General features: G+C 68.7%; 11 protein-coding genes. 1 reads left to right on the plus strand and 10 read right to left on the minus strand.

Going from position 1 to position 16,644, the window contains the following annotated elements:
• Nucleotides 1-72 precede the first annotated feature (72 nt).
• The 9 genes from LE197_RS01850 to LE197_RS01890 form a co-directional block, all read right to left on the minus strand.
• Nucleotides 73-825: an SAM-dependent methyltransferase gene (locus tag LE197_RS01850; protein WP_059309708.1), complete on the minus strand. Its 753-nt coding sequence runs from the start codon at nt 823-825 to the stop codon at nt 73-75.
• A gap of 117 nt (nt 826-942) precedes the next feature.
• Nucleotides 943-1,182: an acyl carrier protein gene (locus LE197_RS01855; RefSeq protein ID WP_003106204.1), complete on the minus strand. Its 240-nt coding sequence runs from the start codon at nt 1,180-1,182 to the stop codon at nt 943-945.
• A gap of 13 nt (nt 1,183-1,195) precedes the next feature.
• Entirely contained in the window at nt 1,196-2,188 is a 993-nt protein-coding gene (locus LE197_RS01860; RefSeq protein ID WP_003091712.1) for a beta-ketoacyl-ACP synthase III, read from the minus strand.
• A gap of 3 nt (nt 2,189-2,191) precedes the next feature.
• Nucleotides 2,192-2,617, minus strand: coding sequence for a nuclear transport factor 2 family protein (locus LE197_RS01865; protein WP_003091711.1), 426 nt, complete (start codon nt 2,615-2,617; stop codon nt 2,192-2,194).
• Nucleotides 2,614-3,870 carry a cytochrome P450 family protein gene (locus LE197_RS01870; RefSeq protein ID WP_058017922.1) on the minus strand — a complete coding sequence of 419 codons (1,257 nt, stop codon included), beginning with the start codon at nt 3,868-3,870 and terminating at the stop codon, nt 2,614-2,616. The genes LE197_RS01865 and LE197_RS01870 overlap by 4 nt, the downstream gene beginning before the upstream one ends.
• Entirely contained in the window at nt 3,863-4,777 is a 915-nt protein-coding gene (locus LE197_RS01875) for an SDR family NAD(P)-dependent oxidoreductase (protein WP_033968592.1), read from the minus strand. Before LE197_RS01875 ends, LE197_RS01870 begins: the two co-directional genes overlap by 8 nt.
• 1 nt (nt 4,778) lies before the next feature.
• A complete protein-coding gene (locus LE197_RS01880) occupies nt 4,779-6,107 on the minus strand; it encodes a condensation domain-containing protein (protein WP_079761056.1) in 1,329 nt (442 codons plus the stop codon).
• Nucleotides 6,104-7,270, minus strand: a complete 1,167-nt coding sequence (locus LE197_RS01885) for an FAD-dependent oxidoreductase (RefSeq protein WP_033968594.1) — start codon at nt 7,268-7,270, stop codon at nt 6,104-6,106. The genes LE197_RS01880 and LE197_RS01885 overlap by 4 nt, the downstream gene beginning before the upstream one ends.
• A complete protein-coding gene (locus LE197_RS01890) occupies nt 7,267-14,325 on the minus strand; it encodes an amino acid adenylation domain-containing protein (protein WP_059309706.1) in 7,059 nt (2,352 codons plus the stop codon). The genes LE197_RS01885 and LE197_RS01890 overlap by 4 nt, the downstream gene beginning before the upstream one ends.
• A 481-nt stretch (nt 14,326-14,806) precedes the next feature.
• Between LE197_RS01890 and LE197_RS01895 the strand changes: the two genes are divergently transcribed.
• A complete protein-coding gene (locus tag LE197_RS01895; RefSeq protein ID WP_003091706.1) occupies nt 14,807-15,412 on the plus strand; it encodes an ATP-dependent Clp protease proteolytic subunit in 606 nt (201 codons plus the stop codon).
• 343 nt (nt 15,413-15,755) lie between these two features.
• Here LE197_RS01895 and LE197_RS01900 read toward each other — a convergent pair whose 3' ends face one another.
• Nucleotides 15,756-16,643, minus strand: coding sequence for a metal-dependent hydrolase (locus tag LE197_RS01900; protein WP_057388501.1), 888 nt, complete (start codon nt 16,641-16,643; stop codon nt 15,756-15,758).
• Between the last annotated feature and the right edge of the window lies 1 nt (nt 16,644).

A 16,644-nucleotide genomic window follows, 5' to 3' on the forward strand; every position in this document is an offset into this window, starting at 1 on the left:
TTCAGACGACGATGAAGCGAGCCACGGCGACCTGCCCGTGCCGTGGCCGCGCGATGAATGCACGACGGCGACTCATGCCGCCGACGAACCGAAGCCCTGGTCGGCGCCTTCGGGCAGCACCGTCACGCAGTGGGCGAACAGGTTCGAAGCGCTGCGCACCACGGTCAGCCCGCACTCGGCGAGCAGGGCGTGGAGGCAGGCGCGCGAATACGAGCGCGAGTAGAAGCCGTCGCTGCCGGTGAACACGGTGCCGTCGTCCCGCGTTTGCAACTCCAGGCCCTGCACCCCGCAACGGCGGTAGTAGCTCTGGCGGACGCGGGTGGCCTCGGCGCTGTCGCCGAACACCGAGACCACCGCCGCCACGCTGCGCTCGGCGAGGGAGTCGAGCAGCCGTTTCGGCTCGCGGAAGTTGCCCAGCAGGTTGAACGGCAGCAGGTACAGCGCGCGCGAGCCGACCGAGGCACCGCGCCTGGTGTGGTTGAGGATGTCGTCGACCACCGTGTCCGCGCGATCGCTCATGCCCTCGCGCTCGATCCGCGTGCGCAGCGTCTCGATCGCCCGCTGGTCGAGGTCGACGCCGAGATAGCGGGCATTGAGCAGGCGCGCGATTTCCAGCGCCCGGCCGTCGTAGCAGCCTAGCTCGACCAGTGCGTCGCAGCGCAGGTAGGCCATCGCCTCGAAGGTCATCAGGCTTTCCATTTGCAACAACGGCAGCACGTCGTCTGGAAAGTTGGCCAGGGTCATTATCGTCCTCGGTCCGAACTCCAGCTCGTAGAAAGCCGACTCCCGATGCGTCCCGATCGTGAGATCCATGTTCTGACTCACCTCTTCCTCCAGCGAATCTCGCTCTGGTGTTGGTTGATCGAAGGCGATGCGCGTTCCCATGTCCCGGCACCGCCTTCGCCTGGCAGAGAAGTGACGGAACGCCGGCGTTCGCTGGCCTCAGGCGGCGCGGTGCTTCTCGACCAGCTGGAACAGTTCGTCCACCGTTTCCAGCAGGTCGAGTTCGTCGTCGACCCCGGTGACGCCGAACTCCTTGCGCAGCTTCAGCGACAGCTCGCTGACCACCAGCGAATCGAAAGCCAGGTCTTCCATCCTGCTGTCCCGGCTGATTTCCTCCTTCGGCACGCCGCTGGCGACGCTGAGCACGGTGAGGAGATGGTCTTCCATGTCGTTGGGCATTGTTCTTCCCTCTTCAGTCCATTGTCGGAACGATCTTCGGCCAGCGCAGGGCGACCGAACCCCAGGTCAGTCCGGCACCGAAACCGGTGAGGACCATGTTGCCGCCGTCGCGCAGGATGCCTTGGCGCAGGCCGTGGGCCAGGGCCAGGGGAATCGAGGCGGCGACGGTATTGCCCACCTCGGCGATGTTGCTCACCACTCGCTCGACGGGAAGGTCGAGCTGGTCGGCGACCGCCGCGAGGATACGCGTGTTGGCCTGGTGCGGAACCAGGTGATGAAGGTCCGAAGCTTGCCAGCCGACCCGGTCGAGCACCCGCCGCACCGAGTCGCTCATCTGCGTCACCGCTTGGCCGAACACTGCCTTGCCGTCCATCCGGAAGTAGTTGGAGGCCTGTCCGGAACTGCGTTCGGCGCGACTGACGGCGGGGGTCATCAGCAGGTCGAACTGGTGGCCGTCGCTGCCGAGGTCGAAGGCCAGCAGCGCGCCTTCTTCCTCGGCATCGCCGGCACGCAGCACCACCGCTCCGGCGCCGTCGCCGAACAGTGCGCGGGTCGAGCGATCGGCGGGGTCGAGGGTATGGCTGAAAGTGTCCACCCCGACCAGCAGCGCGCTGTCCGCCAGCCCGGCGCTGATCAGCGAGCCGACGCTGGCCAGGCCGTAGACGAAGCCGGTGCAGGCGGCGGACAGGTCGAACGCGAGCGCGCCGACCAACCCCAGGCGCGCCGCGACCCTGGGCGCGGTGGCCGGGCAGCAGAAGTCGCCGGTGCTGGTCGCCAGCACCACCGCGTCGACCCGCTCCAGCCCCGCCGAGGCGAGCGCGGCGGAGGCCGCCCGCAGGGCCAGGTCGCCGCTGCCGAGGTCGCCGGCGATATGCCGCTGGCGCACGCCGGTGCGGCTGCTGATCCAGGCGTCGGAAGTGTCCAGCTCGGCGGCGAGCATGTCGTTGCTGAGCACGGCCTCGGGCAGGTAGCTGCCCAGGCCGCAGACCACGGCGGCGCGCGGCATGGCTCAGGCTCCCTGGACGATCTTGGCGGCGGCCTCGACCCCGCCCAGGGCCTCGAGGTGCCGCAGCGGATTCCAGAAGTCGCGGTAGAGCAGGATCTGTCCGTCGCGGGTGCGCAGCACCGAGATGTAGTCCTGCGCCAGCTTGCCGCCGGAAACGGTGGCCACGCCGTCGCCATGGAATTCGCCGATGGCCAGGTCGGGGTCGGCGGTCTCGTAGAACTGCACGTCGGTGAAGCGCACGGTCAGGTGCTCGGGAAACAGGCGCATGTGCGCCCAGATGGTTTCGCGGCCCTCGAAGCGGGTCTTCCAGCCCGGCGGGGCGTAGGGGAATTCGAGTACGCCTTCCGGATGGAACAGGTCGCACCAGCCACGGGCATCGCCGTTTTCCAGGAGGCGCAGGCTGTGGACGAGAATTTCCTTGGCATTCATTGGGCGATCCTCTCGATCGGGTTGGCGTGGGAGGTGGGGTTCGCCGGGGCGCTGCATCCGGTACGCACCGGCACGCTGATCAGGGCGCGGAGGAAGGTGATGGGCAGCCATTGCAGCTCCGCGTGGGGCACTGCCAACTGGAGGTCGGGGAAGCGCGCGAGCAGGCGCTGGATGGCGATCCGCCCCTCCAGCCGGGCCAGCGAGGCGCCGACGCAGTAGTGCACGCCGAAGCCGTAGCCGAGATGGCCATCGGTGTTGCGGGTGAGGTCGAGGCGGTCGGGATCGTCGAAGCGCTCGGCGTCGTGGTTGGCGGTCAGGTTGGAGACCAGGATGTATTCGCCGGCGGGAATGGTGACCCCGTCCAGTTCCACGTCTTCCACGGTGAAGCGCAACATCGAGGCGCGCACCGGACTGTCGTGGCGGACCAGTTCTTCCATGGCGTTGGGCAGGAGTTCCGGCCGCGCCCGCAACAACGCCAGTTGCTCCGGGTTGACCAGCAGGGTGACCAGCGCATTGCCGATCATGTTCATGGTGGTTTCGAAGCCGCTCATCATCAGCAGGTGGGCCATGGAGACGAGTTCCGCCTCGCTCAGCTGGCCGCTCTCGTCGGCGGCCTGTACCAGCCCGCTGTAGACGTCGTCGGCCGGCTGCCGGCGCTTGGCCTCGAGCAGCACGCGCAGGTAGTCGACCTGCGCATCGGCCAGGGCCTGGGCCTCTTCCGGCGACAGCAGTTCCGCCTGGCGCTCCCAGGATTGGCGGGCGTGTTCGCGCTCGGCCTCGGGAATACCCAGCAGCTCGAAGATCACCGCGATAGTCAGCGGGATCGCGAAGTCGGCCATCAGGTCGGCCTGTTCGCGGCCGGCCATGGCGTCCAGCAATTGCTCGGTGATCCGTTCTATATGCGGTTGCAGGCGTTCCACCTGGCGCGGGGTGAAAGCGCGGCCGACCAGCGAGCGCAGGCGAGTATGGTCCGGCGGGTCGAGGTTGAGCATGTGGTGGCTGAGTCCCTCGCCGATACCCGCGCGCGGGCTGCCGGTACGCTTCGCGTAGAGTTCGGCGGCCTGCCGGGCGTCGCGGCGGACGCCCGGATGGTTGAGGACCTTGCGCGCGTCGCGGTAGCGCGTCACCACCCACACCGGATGCTCGGCGGCGCGGTGCGCGGGACGCGGCGCGCCGTCCACCTGCAGGCCGTCGTAGAGCGCGTGCAGTGGCGAGATCAGTTCCTCGCCCAGTCTCAGTTTGCGATCAGGCACGTTGCTCCTCCTTCGCCGCCGGGGCGGCGGTGACGATGGGGCGGAACATCCCGTCGATCACGCTATCGGGCAGCAAGCGCGCGAGCAGGGTGCCACGGCGCACGTCGGCGCCGACCCGATAGCGGGTCCGCGGCTTGGCCGCGGTGAGCGCGGCATGCACCGCGGCGGCGACGTCGGCGGGCTTGGTCGCGCTGTTGCGCGCGCCGTCCTCGTTGGCCTGGAGGAAGCGCAGGTAGGTATCGCGATAGAGGTCGGCGACGGCGTCGGGGGCGTCGGCCAGGGCGCGCTCGCCCTCGCTGGCGATCTTGCCCCAGATTGGTGTCCAGATCGCCCCGGGGCTGACCACCGAGACCTGGATGCCCATGGGCGCCAGCTCGCGGCGCAGGGCGTCGCTCACTCCTTCCTTGGCGAACTGCGCGGCGGAGTAAGCGCCCAGGTAGGGAATGGCAACCGAGCCGAGGCCCGAGGTGACGTTCACCAGGCGCGCCGCGCCGCCACGGCGCAGCAGCGGCAGGATCGCCCGGGTCACCGCGAGCTGGCCGATCAGGTTGACTTCCAGCTGGCGCCGCAGCAGGTCGCTGGAGACACATTCCAGCGGCGCGGAAATACAGATCCCGGCGTTGTTCACCAGGCCCCAGAGCCCGGTATCGCCGACTTTCTCCGCCACCTGCGCGGCGGCCCGGCCAATGGATTCCTCGTCGGTGACATCGATCAGCAGCGTGCTGATCCGACCGGACGTACAGGCGTTCGCCAGGCGCTCGCCATCCTCCTGGCGGCGTACCCCGGCGATCACCTGGAAACCCTGCTCGGCCAGGTGCAGCGCGGTTTCCCGGCCGAGGCCGCTGGAGGCGCCGGTGATCAGTACGTGGCGGCCCTGGGGCGAGAGAGGTTTGCTGGTGAATAACATGTCATTGCTCCTCGAGGGCGGATCGTTGGGGGGCGTGGATCGCCGACAGCAGGGTGCCCAGGCAATCTTCGGCCAGGCGTTCGGCGCGTTCGCCGGGGACCGCTTCGTCGATATAGGTGAAGTTCCAGAACAGCCGGCCATGGCTGGAGTTGATGGCGGCCACGAAGTAGCCGTTCACCGAGATGCCGGTGAGGAACTGCGCGTCGGAGAGGCGCAAGGCGCCGATCCGCTCGGGGAACGGATAGCGACCGATGTTGGAGGAGCACAGGTTGATCGGCCCTTCGGCTTCCATGAAGGTCATGAATGGCCGCGCGTCGGCCATGCAGCGCGGCGCAGCGCTGGCGACCAGGGTGACCAGGTTGAAATGATGGCCCTGGCGACGGCGTTCGCCGAGGTCGTCGGTGAGCGCGCGGGCGACCTCCCAGAACGGCCGGGCGATGTCCAGCACCACCGGTACCGTGGCGACGTAGGTGCCTACTTCGTCGGGGCGCACCGGCGGCTCCAGTTCGTCGCGGAAGTCGATCGGCGAGCCGATGGCGATGTGGCTAGGGCGGCGCTGGTGGTCGTGGCCGGCGGCGATGGCCAGCGCCGCGGTCAGCGCGCCGTGTACCGTGGTGCCGTGTTCGCGGGCGCGTCGTTGCAGCTGTTCCAGCTGTGCGCCGTCCAGTTCCCGGTGCAGCAGGCGGGTACGCCGTGCCTCCAGCGGCACCGGGTTGCTCGGCTCGATCCGGCCCGGGCGGTGGCGGCCGACCAGCGCTTCGTCCTGGGCGGTCTGCTCGGCCAGGCGCGCCGCGCCTTCGTCGCCGGTGAAGCGGCGCGGACGCAGATCCTCCGCCGGCGGCAGGGCGCTGGCGCTCCAGGGTTGCGCGGCGGGGTCGGCGGCCAGGGTCAGCCATTGTTCGGCGAGGGTCAGCACGGTAGTGCCGTCGGCGATGATGTGCGGTACCACGACCAGCAGGTCGTGGGCGCCGGCGTCGGTGGCGATCGCCACGGTACGGATCAGTGGCCCGCTGTCCGGATTGATGCGTTCCGGCAATTCGCGCTCGTTGATTTCCCGCAGCCATCGGTCCTCGCCGCCACCGCGCACCTCGCGCAGCGGGATGGGCCGCTCGCAGGGCACCCAGCGCGGGTCGAGCCCGGCATCGTGCTCGATCCGCGCGCGCAGCAGCGGATGCCGCGCCTGCAGCGCGTCGAGGCCGCGGCGCAGGTCGTCGATGGACAACTGGCCATGGACCCGCACCCGGGAAATCACGTTCAGCGCGGAGAACTGGTCGCTGAGCCAGTACCAGCGTTCCACCGCGGACAGCGGGCGTCGTATCTCGGCCATTATTCGACTCCTGGGAAGGTCAGTGCCAGTTCGTTCTGCCGGGCGAAGGTTCGCTCCGGAGCGAAGCGGAAGTAGAGATCGCGGGCGACGGTGCGCAGCGGATGCTCCAACTGCTCGATGCGGCTCAGCGCCCGCGAGGTCTCGACCATCGCCCTGGCGCGGTCGCGACGGCGGTTCTCGTAGGCGCGCAGGGCGGCTTGCGGGGCGTCGATGGTGGCCAGGCAGTGGGCCAGCACCGCGGCGTCTTCGATGGCGATGGCGGCGCCCTGGCCGAGGCTGGTCAGCATCGGATGCGCGGCATCGCCGAGCAGGGTCACCGGGCCGTCGCCCCAGCGCTCCAGGAACGGTCGGTCCTGGGCCGGCAGGCTGCTGATGTCGGCCTCCGGGGTCGCCTCGATGACCGCCTGCACTTCGTCGGCCCAGCCGGCGTAGAGGCGCTGGATGCCCGCCTTGCCGCCGCGCCAGTCTTTCGCCTGCTCGGCCGGCATGTTGCGGGTGCCCCACCAATAGACGTTGCCTTCGCCGATGTCGGCGAGACCGAAGCGCTGCCCACGGCCCCAGTAATGGGCGACGTAGCCCGGCGTCACCTTCGGATGGCGGAACGCCGGCGTGGCGCGCCAGATCACGTAGTGCCAGTCGGTGGGACGCTCCGGGCCGGTCATGGTGGCGCGGATCGCCGAGTTGAAGCCGTCCGCGCCGATCAGCACGTCGGCGTGCACTTCGCGGCCGTCGCTGCAGAGCACGGTGACGCCTTCGCCGTCGGCGTGGCGCAGGTAGCCGGTGGCGCTCACGCCCAGTTCGATGCGGCAGTCGCGGGCCTGTTCCAGCAGCGCCTGCTGCAGGCTCGCGCGATGGATCGCCAGGCTCGGCTGGCCGAGCTGGCGGGCCAGGCCGCCGAAGTCGATGGCGCGGATCGGTCGCCCGCGCCGGGTGAGGAACCGCAGCGAGTCGAAGGCCTGGGCGCGGGTAAGGTCAGGGCGCACGCCGACCCTCTCCAGGGCGGTCAACGCGTTGGGCATCAGCGACAGCGCCGAGCCGACCGCGCGCAGCTCCCTGGCCCGCTCGTAGAGTTCGACCTCGAAGCCGGCGGCCTTCAGGCACGCGGCTGCGGCGAGCCCGCCGATGCCGGCGCCGGCGATGACGATCTTCAGGGGATGTCTGCTCATGGGCGGGTCCGTTCGCTGGAGGTGGAGGGTTCGAGCAACGCGGCGATCTCTGCCGCGACCGTCTCGACATAGGGTTCTTTCATCAGCACCAGGTGGTCGCCGGGTACGTCGATCACATCGAGGCGGCCGCTGGTCCAGTGCTGCCAGCCGTTCTTCGGATCGCCGTAGTGGGTGCCGGCGGCGTCGTGCATCGGCTTCAGCGCCAGCGGCAGCGGGCCGTCCGCGCGCAGCAGGGTCATGTCCTGGTCGCTGACCTCCGGGCGATAGCCGATGAGTGCCTGCCAGCTCGCCCGGAACAGCTCGTAGAGCCGTTGCACGGTGGCGCGCGGGGTGCCGGCGGGAAGCACGCCGGCCTCGATGGCGCGTTCGACGATGTGGTCGAGCTTCTGCTCCAGGCTCGCGCCTTCAGGCAGCGGCTCGACCTCCTCGTCGCTGCGCTCGAACCAGACCAGTTCCCAGTAGAAGAACAGCAGCAGGGCTTCGTCGCTGGCGCTGCCGGCGTGGTTGCGGTCGACGGTGATGGAGTCGAGCACGATCAGTTGGGCGACCGCCTGTGGGTCGAGCGCGCGCAGTTGCCGGGCCATCTCGTAGGCGACGAAGCCGCCGAACGACCAGCCGCCGAGGTAATAGGGGCCTTCCGGCTGCACCCGGCGGATCGCCGCGAGGTAACTGGCGGCGATGTCCTCGAGGACCGCCAGCGGCGTACTGCCCTGGCCGGTGCCGGCCGCCTGCAGGGCATATACCGGCTGCTCCGGCGGCAGCGCGCGGACCAGCGGCAGGTAGCAGAGTACGTGGCCGCCGAGCGGGTGGACGAGGAACAGCGGCGGGCGGCTGCCGCCGGCACGGATCGGTACCAGCGGGTCGAAGGCGCGTACCGCCGAGCGCTCCCGCAGGCGTTCGGCCAGGCCCTCCACGGTCGGCGTCTCGATCAGCGCGGCCATCGGCAGGTCGACGCCATAGCGCTTCTCGATCAGCAGCATGAAGCGCATCGCGCTGAGCGAGGTGCCGCCGAGGTCGAAGAAGCTGTCGCGGATGCCTACCCGGGGACGATCCAGCAACTCGCCGAGGAGTCCGGCCAGGGTGCGCTCGTAGTCGTCGCGCGGGGCCAGGTACTCGATGTTCGACCCGTGCTCCAGCGGCAGCGCGCGCAGGGCGGCGTCGTCGCGCTTGCCGCTGGGGGTGAGGGCGAAGCCGTCGACCCAGGCGAAGTGCGCCGGCACCATGTGTTCCGGCAGTTCGCTGCGCAGCGCCTGCTTCAGTTCGGCGAGATCCACCGCCTCGGGCTCGCCGAGCAGGAAGGCAGCGAGGAATGCATCGTTGCCCTGGCGCTCGCGAGCCACCACCGCCGCGCCGCGCAGGCCCGGCTGGCGCTCGGCCTGGCGCATGATCGCCAGCTCGACCTCGGCCGGCTCGATGCGGAAGCCGCGGACCTTGACCTGGGTATCGGCGCGGCCGAGCCAGACGATCTCGCCGTTGCCGAGGATGCGACCGAGGTCGCCGGTGCGGTAGAGCCTGGCGCCGGGTCGCCAGGGATGTTCGACGAAGCGCTCGGCGGTGAGTTCGGGGGCGCGGTGGTAGCCGCGCGCGAGGCAGTCGCCGCCGAAGTACAGCTCGCCGGTAACGCCGACCGGTACCGGGCGCAGCGCGGCGTCGAGCACCTGCACCTCGACCCCGTCCAGCGGCCGGCCGATCGGCGGCAGGTCCGGGTAGTGCGCCGGGTCGCCGCTCAGCGAGTGGTAGGTGACCTGGTGCGTCTCGGTGGGGCCGTACTGGTTCTCCAGCAGCAGCCCGGGCATCGCCGCGCAGAACGCGCGGACGTCTTCGGTGATGCGCAACTGCTCGCCGGAGGACACCACCACGCGCAGGGCGCCGGGGCGTACGCCCAGCGCGTTGGAGGCCTCGGCGAGGCGTTGCAGGGCGACGAAGGGCAACAGCACGCGCTGGACCTGGCGGCGTTCGAGGACATGCAGCAGCGCGGAGGGGTCCATCCGCTCGCGGTTGGAGATGAGTTGCAGCTCGCCGCCGCCGCACAGCGTGGAGAAGATCTCCTGGAAGGCCATGTCGAAGCTCAGCGGCGCGAACTGCAGGGTGCGCAGCCCCGGTACGCCGCTGGCGACGCGCAGTTGCCACTGGGTGTAGTTGGCCCACATCCGATGGCTGAGCTCGACGCCCTTCGGCCGCCCGGTGGAACCGGAGGTGAACAGCAGCATGGCCAGCTCGTCGAGCTGCGGCGCGGCGAAGGTTTCGGGCTCGATGTCGGCGACCAGTTCCTCTACCGGCAGCACCCGTTCCGCCGCGGCGACATGGGCGTGCTCGGGATGCGCGACCACCCGGAACGGCTGCGCGGTCTCCAGGATCAGCGCCAGGCGCTGCGCGGGATAGCTGACGTCCAGCGGCACGCAGACCAGGCCGGCGCGCAGGATGCCCCAGATCGTCGCGATCATCTCCGGCGAACGGTTCAGCGCCACCCCGATCGCATCGCCGCGGCGCGCGCCGGCGCGGACCAGGCGGGTGGCCACGCAGCGCGCCACATGGTCGAGGTCGCGATAGGTCCAGCGTTGCTCCTCGAAGGCCAGCGCGGCGCTGCCCGGCAGCGCCTCGACCTGGCGTTCGAACAGGCTGACGACGTCGACCAGCGGCTCGGGCCGGGTAGCGGCGTCGCGGCGAGGGGCGAGGAAGGCGAAGTCGGCGGCTTCGTCGGGATGCTCGGCGAGGCGCCACAGGAGCTCGACGAAGGTCGCGCCGATCAGCGCGGCCTGGCTGCGGCTGATGCCGCGGCCGTCGCTGTCGATGCGCAGGTACATGCCGTCGCTGGGCGTGGCGATCACGTTGACCAGCAGGGCGAAGTTGGTTTCTTCCCAGACGCGGAAGTCGCGCAGTTGCCACAGCGGTTCGAGGACATGCAGGTTGACGTAGTTGAAGGCGCTGCTCAGTTCGTCGCCGACGATCTGCTGGATGGCGCTGAGCGGATAGCGGCGATGGGCGTGTCCGTCGCGCTCCTGGCGGAACAGCGCATCGGCTACCTCGATCCAGCTATGCCCGGCAATCTCCGAGCGGACCGGCACGGTATTCAGGAACAGGCCGACCATGCGGTCGGCGTCGGGCAGTTCGGGGCGGCCGTTGCTGATCGCGCCGGTGACCACGCTGTCGCTGCGGGAGAACAGATGCAGGGTCAGGCAATGGGCGGCGAGCAGCAGCGATTTCAACGGCAGTCCGCGTTGCGCCGCAGTGGCCTTGAGTCGCTCGAGCAGCCCGTCCGGCAGCGCTTCGCGATGGCTGGCCGGACCTTGCGCGGCTTGCGGCTCGTGGGTGCCGAAGCCGTCGAGGCGGGTCATCCTCGCGCCCTCCAGCAGCCCGGTCCAGTACCCCACGGCGGCCGGCGAAGCCAGCGCGGCCAGCTCCTCGCGGACATGGCAGGCCAGCGCCGGCGCCGGGCCCGGCAGCGGCTCGCCACGGTAGGCGGCGACCAGCGCGACGATCAGGTTGGCCACGCTCCAGCCGTCGAGGATCGCATGGTGGAAGCTGAACACCAGGTCCAGGCCGTCCTCGCGGACGAACGCGGCGAACAGGAACAGCCCGGGCTGTTGCAGCGAATAGCGATGGAAGCGGCGTTGGCGGATGTGCTCGTCGAGCACCGTCCCGGCCTCCGGGTTGCCGCGCAGGTCCAGGATCAGCGGCTCGCTGCGTGCCTGGGCATGCACCAGTTGCAGCGGTTCGGATGCGCCGCTGAGGTCGAACGACGAACGCAGCGCGGGATAGGCGGCGACCACCCGGTCCAGCGCGTGGCGGAACGCGGCTTCGTCCCAGGCCAGGTCGAAGCGGTAGTGGAACACGTCGTGGTAGACCGACGAGTCGGGGCGCTGGCGGCTATGGAAGAGCAGGCCGAGACTCAGCCGGCTGGTCGGGAAGGCGTCCTCCAGCCCTTCCAGGCGCGGCTTGTCGAATTCGGAAACCAGTTCGAACGGCTGGTAGCTTCGCTCCGCGAGCGGACGCACCAGGCGCTCGGCGAGGCCCGCCACCGTCGGGTTGCGCATCAGGTCGGCGAGTTCGAAGCCCAGGCCGCGCCGCTGTGCGGCGGCGCGGATGCGCAGCATCAGGATCGAGTCGCCGCCGAGGGCGTAGAAGTCGTCGTGCACGCCGACCTCCGCCACGCCGAGGACATCGGCCCACACCGCCGCCAGTTCGGCCTCGGTCGCCGTGCGCGGCGCAACCGCCGCCACCTGTTCCGGCGGTGCCGGCAGTTGCCGGCGGTCGAGCTTGCCGTTGGCGCTGAGCGGCAGGCTGTCGATGCGCACGAAGAAGGCCGGCAGCATGAAGTCCGGCAGCGTCGCCGAAAGTCCGGCGCGCAATTGACCGGGGTCGAGTTCCGCCGCAGCCACGTAGTAGCCGACCAGGTGCGTGCCGCGTACCGCCGAATCGCGTGCCACGACCGCGGCGTCGCGTACGCCGGGAAGCGCGGCGAGGCGGTCGCGAACTTCGTCGGGTTCGACCCGGTTGCCGCGGATCTTCACCTGGTCGTCGGCGCGGCCGAGGTATTCGAGGTTGCCGTCGGCCAGCCAGCGGGCCAGGTCGCCGGTACGGTAGAGACGGCCGCCGGCGACGAAGGGGTCGGCGAGGAAGCGCTCGGCGTTCAGCTCCGGCCGGTTCAGGTAGCCGCGGGCGACGCCGACGCCTCCTATATATAGCTCGCCGACGGCGCCGAGGGGCTGCGGCCTGAGCGCGCGGTCGAGGACGTACAGGCGCAGGTTGTCGATCGGCCGGCCGATCGGGACCCGCGTGGGGTTGTCGCTGGCGCATTCATGGTCGGACACGTCGACGGTGGCTTCGGTCGGTCCGTACAGGTTGACCAGTCGCACGGCCTCGCCGAACAGCCGGCGGAAGCGCGCGACCTGCAACGGCGCGAGGGCTTCGCCGCTGCAGAACACCAGGCGCAGCGAGCTTGCCGCCGCGCGGGCGGTCGGGTCGCCGTCGAGCAGGTCGAGGAACGGCGTCAGCATCGACGGCACGAAGTGGATGACCGTGACCGCGTCGCGCTGGATGCTCCGCAGCATTTCCCGCGGGTCCTTCTCGGCGCCGGGCGGCAACAGCGACAGGCGGGCGCCGGTGAAGCTCCACCAGAACAGCTCCCAGACGGATACGTCGAAGGTCACCGGAGTCTTTTGCAGAAGCACGTCGCGTTCGCCGATCGGATAACGACGCTGCATCCAGTTCAGGCGGTTGACCACCGAGCGGTGTTCGACCATCACGCCCTTGGGCACGCCGGTCGAGCCGGAGGTATAGATGACATAGGCCAGGTCGCTGGGCGCCACGTTGGCCGCCGGCAGGTCGCCGGTGCCCTGCGGCAGGCGTTCGAGGTGCAGCACGCGCGTCTCGCCCAGGCTCTCGCCGAGTGTCGCCGCGCGCTCGTCCACCAGCACCACGCGGGCGCCGCAGTCTTCCAACAGCAGGCGGACGCGCTCCAGGGGATGGTCGGGATTGATCGGCACATAGGCGCCGCCGGCGCGCTGCACGCCGAGGATCGCCGGCAGCAGGTGCGGACCGCGGGCGACCAGTAGCGCTACCCGCTCGTCGGTCCTCACACCCGCTGCGCGCAGGGCGTCGGCCACGGCCTGGACCTTGGCGTCCAGCTCGGCATAGCTGAGCGTGCCGCCGTCGGCTTCCAGCAGCGCGGTGCGTTGCGGGGTGCGCGCCACCTGCTCGGCGAACAGCGTGGGCAGGGTAGCCTGCTCGGGGAATGCCTGGTCGGTGGCGTTGCGGGTGTGGATCAGTTCCTCGCGCTCGGCGGCCGACAGCGGATCGAGTTCGCCGAGGCGGCGCTCGCCGCCCTCCACCAGGGCGCGCAGGAAGGTTTCGATATGCCGCGCCGCGGCGTCCATGGGGAAGTCGGCGTCGAACACATCGCAGGCGTATTCGAAATCCACCTGCGCGTCGCTGTGCCCGTCGAACTCGGAGACCCAGATGGCCAGCGCGTCCGGGTCATGGGCGTGGGTCTGCGCCACGGTCTCGACGCTGGCGTTCGGGATCGCCTGGGCGGCGGGCCAGCGCATGTAGGAAAGGGTGGTGTCGAACAGTGGCGAGGCGCCGCGCAACAGGTCGCCGAGGGGCATCTTCTGGTGGCGCAGCAGCGTCCGGGTCGCCTCGCGCAACTGCGCCAGGAATTCGTCGATGGTCTGTTCCGGCGCGGTGCGGATGCGTAGCGGCAGGGTATTGGCGAAGTGCCCGACCACTTGCTTGGCCGCGCGGTCGGCGCGGTTCAGCACCGGTACGCCGAGGACCACGTCGTCGTTCTGGTGGATTCGCGCCAGGTACAGCGCCACGGCGGCGGAGAGGAACAGGAAGGGCGATTCGCCACGATCGCGGATCGCGTCGAGCAGCGCGCGTTCCAGCGTCAGCCTGTGGCGCGCGGTGCGGCGCAGCCCGGCCGGGCGCCTGCGGGTGAAGAGGGCCGGCTCCAGGCCCTCCAGGGCCTCGGCGAAATAGGCGCGGTCGCCGCGGTACTGTTCCGAACCGGAGTAGTCGTCGGTCCCCAGCTGCGCCAGGAGGGAAGCCGTCGGCATCTGCGCCTGTGGCTCGCCTAGCTCGCCCAGGTAGCCGGCGCGCACCCGGCTGAGGAATAGCTGCAGGCCCCAGGCGTCGCTGACGATATGGTGGGTGCGCACGTAGACGTAGAGCGCCTGGTCGCTATGCAGCAGGGCCAGGTCCACCAGGCTGCGGCCGTCCAGCGGGTAGGCGTGGCGGAAGGCGTCGCGCAGCCAGGATCGCACGGCGGCCTCTGGGTCGCGGTCGGCGCGCAGGTCGACCTGGCGCACGTCGAAATCGGCGTCTGTATCCAGCCACTGGTACGGCGTACCGTCCGTCTCGCCGAGGCGCAGGCGGAACGCCTCGGTGTCTCGCGCCGCCTGCCGCAGCGCCCGTTCCAGGGCCTGGGTATCGACCTCGCCGGTGAAGCGGTCGTAGCTGAAGATGGTGTACTGGTCGAGTTCCGGAAACTGCGCGGCGGCGACCCAGATGTCCCGTTGGTAGGGCGATAGCGGCAAGCGAGCGAAACGAACCATCCCTGCGTCCTCTTCAACAATCCATCGGTTCGACGAACACGGGCTCCGCACGCCTCGCCGGACAGGTTCCACCCGTCGACGTTTCAGCGCGCCGTAGCCAGCGTGGTTGGCAGGGAAGCGGCGGCACCCGAAGCAAGAGCGGGGTGTACTATTACTTTTGGCAGGCTCGAAGAAATAGCTGTTAATTCTTGCAGGGTAATCGCGTTGTTAACTGTTAATTCTGGTAGGTAATTACGAGGCAACTTACAAATCTGTTAGGTTCCGGGAAACGTGCGTCGCGGCCCTGCATGACTATGCTTCACGAGATTACCTTCGCCGGCCTTTTCGAAGTTGCAGCGAGCCTTTCGAAAGTTTCTGGCTGATGCATAATGGGCCGCTCGGAAGAGGCGCATTAACGGATATATATCCGCGCCCTGGCGAACAACGAACGCATGCCCTGAAAGGTTTGCCGGATGGATTACCAACAGTTCCAGGAGGTTGCATGAAAACCGATGACAAGGACCGCGAAGGCGGCGACTCCCACGGCGCCATCGGCGCCAAGCTGATGGAGTACGCGCTCAAGGTCAGGAAGGTGTTCGTCACCGGCGGGGTCGACGAGAAGATGGCCAAGGACGTCGTCCAGCAGCTGCATATCCTCGCCTCGATCAGCGACGATCCGATCTACATGTTCGTCAATTCCCCGGGTGGCCACGTCGAGTCCGGCGACATGATCTTCGACGCGATCCGCTTCATCACTCCGAAGGTCATCATGATCGGTTCCGGCAGCGTTGCCAGCGCCGGCGCGCTGATCTACGCCGCGGCGGACAAGGAAAACCGCTATTCGCTGCCCAATACCCGCTTCCTCCTGCACCAGCCGTCGGGTGGCATCCAGGGGCCGGCGAGCAACATCGAGATCTACCGCCGCGAGATCGTGCGGATGAAGGAACGCCTCGACCGGATCTTCGCCGAAGCCACCGGGCAGACGCCGGAGAAGATCAGCGCCGACACCGAGCGCGACTTCTGGCTGAACGCGGAGGAGGCCGTGCAGTACGGCCTAGTCAACAAGATCATCGTTTCGGAACGGGAGATCACGCTGCCTGGCCAGTGAGTTTCCGCAGGCCGAACAAATACGAAGGCGGGCGCGAAGAGCGTATTTCTCGATTCTCTTCTCGCTCGCTTTTCTTTCTTTAATTTCCGATCGATAGGGTAACTTTTCTTACTTTTACTTTGCTTGCTTTCAAAATGCCATCAGCAAGAGTGGCTGGCTTTTGCAAAGTCTCACGTCGCGCGCCCGTTATTTTCGATCATTCTATAGAGCGCCATTTTTCAGGCTTACGGAAATGACCTTCCGTCTGCCGGACTTGTTTGACTCGACCTGACGTAAGCAATGGACAAGCGCCGCGAAAGTTCCAGCTTCCGCAGCGCTTGCCGGTATTTCCAGTGAATTGTTTTCAGGCGTTCGCCGCGCGCCGGGCCGCCGGCGAGTTGGCCAGGTATTCCAGGGCTTCCTGGGTATTCGCCTCGTGCTCGGGGTGGTACCAGGGATTGAAGTAACGGGCGACGTCGCGGAAGGTGTGCGCGAGGTTCGGCAGCAGGCCCTGCTTGCCGAGCCGCCACCAGGTTCGTAGGAATCCCTGGCGCTTGGCGCCGCGCAGGCCCGGGTCCTGGTCGAGGAGGGTGCGGGTGCCGTCGGCGAGCAGGTAGACCAGTATCGCGATGACCAACAGCATGGTCAGTTGCCGGGTGACGAAGCTGCCGCCCAGATGCACGTGCAGGTCGTGGGCGACGCTGCGGTGCTCGACTTCCTCGGCGCCGTGCCAGCGCAGCAGGTCGAGCATCACCGGGTCGCTGCCGCGGCGATCCAGCTCGCGGGCCTCCAGCACCCACTTGCCGAGCACGCAGGTGAAATGCTCCACCGCGGCGATGATCGCGCAGCGCTGGCGCAGCCACCAGCCGTCGAGGGCGCGGGTCAGGCGGTTCTGGCCCAGCGGGTAGTCGCAGAGCAGGCGTTCGAAAAGGAAATCCATCTTGTCGGTGAACTGCTTGGAGTCGATGTCGAACCTGCTCAGGTAGCGCTGGATCGCGCCGTCGTGGGCCCGCGAATGCATCGCTTCCTGGCGGATGAAACCCTGCACGTCGTCGCGCAGGCGGGCGTCGCTAACCAGCGGCAAGGCCTTGTTGTAGAGGCGGCAGAACCACAGTTCGCCCGAAGGCAGGAGCATGTGCAGGACGTTCATCACCTGGGACGCTTCCGCTTCGCCGGGAACCCAGTGCAGGGGGGTATCGCTGAAGTCGAAGCGGACCTTGCGCTGGACCAGCTTGTGGTGGAATTCGCTCATG

Source organism: Pseudomonas sp. PS1(2021), from assembly GCF_020405165.1.
In the GTDB taxonomy this organism is placed as follows: domain Bacteria; phylum Pseudomonadota; class Gammaproteobacteria; order Pseudomonadales; family Pseudomonadaceae; genus Pseudomonas; species Pseudomonas aeruginosa.

Excerpts from the sequence above, each read along its gene's own strand:
- LE197_RS01855 (WP_003106204.1), bottom strand. The coding sequence starts at position 1,182 with ATGCCCAACGACATGGAAGACCATCTCCTCACCGTGCTCAGCGTCGCC.
- LE197_RS01860 (WP_003091712.1), bottom strand. The coding sequence starts at position 2,188 with ATGCCGCGCGCCGCCGTGGTCTGCGGCCTGGGCAGCTACCTGCCCGAG.
- LE197_RS01865 (WP_003091711.1), bottom strand. The coding sequence starts at position 2,617 with ATGAATGCCAAGGAAATTCTCGTCCACAGCCTGCGCCTCCTGGAAAAC.
- LE197_RS01875 (WP_033968592.1), bottom strand. The coding sequence starts at position 4,777 with ATGTTATTCACCAGCAAACCTCTCTCGCCCCAGGGCCGCCACGTACTG.
- LE197_RS01885 (WP_033968594.1), bottom strand. The coding sequence starts at position 7,270 with ATGAGCAGACATCCCCTGAAGATCGTCATCGCCGGCGCCGGCATCGGC.
- LE197_RS01890 (WP_059309706.1), bottom strand. The coding sequence starts at position 14,325 with ATGGTTCGTTTCGCTCGCTTGCCGCTATCGCCCTACCAACGGGACATC.
- LE197_RS01895 (WP_003091706.1), top strand. The coding sequence starts at position 14,807 with ATGAAAACCGATGACAAGGACCGCGAAGGCGGCGACTCCCACGGCGCC.
- LE197_RS01900 (WP_057388501.1), bottom strand. The coding sequence starts at position 16,643 with ATGAGCGAATTCCACCACAAGCTGGTCCAGCGCAAGGTCCGCTTCGAC.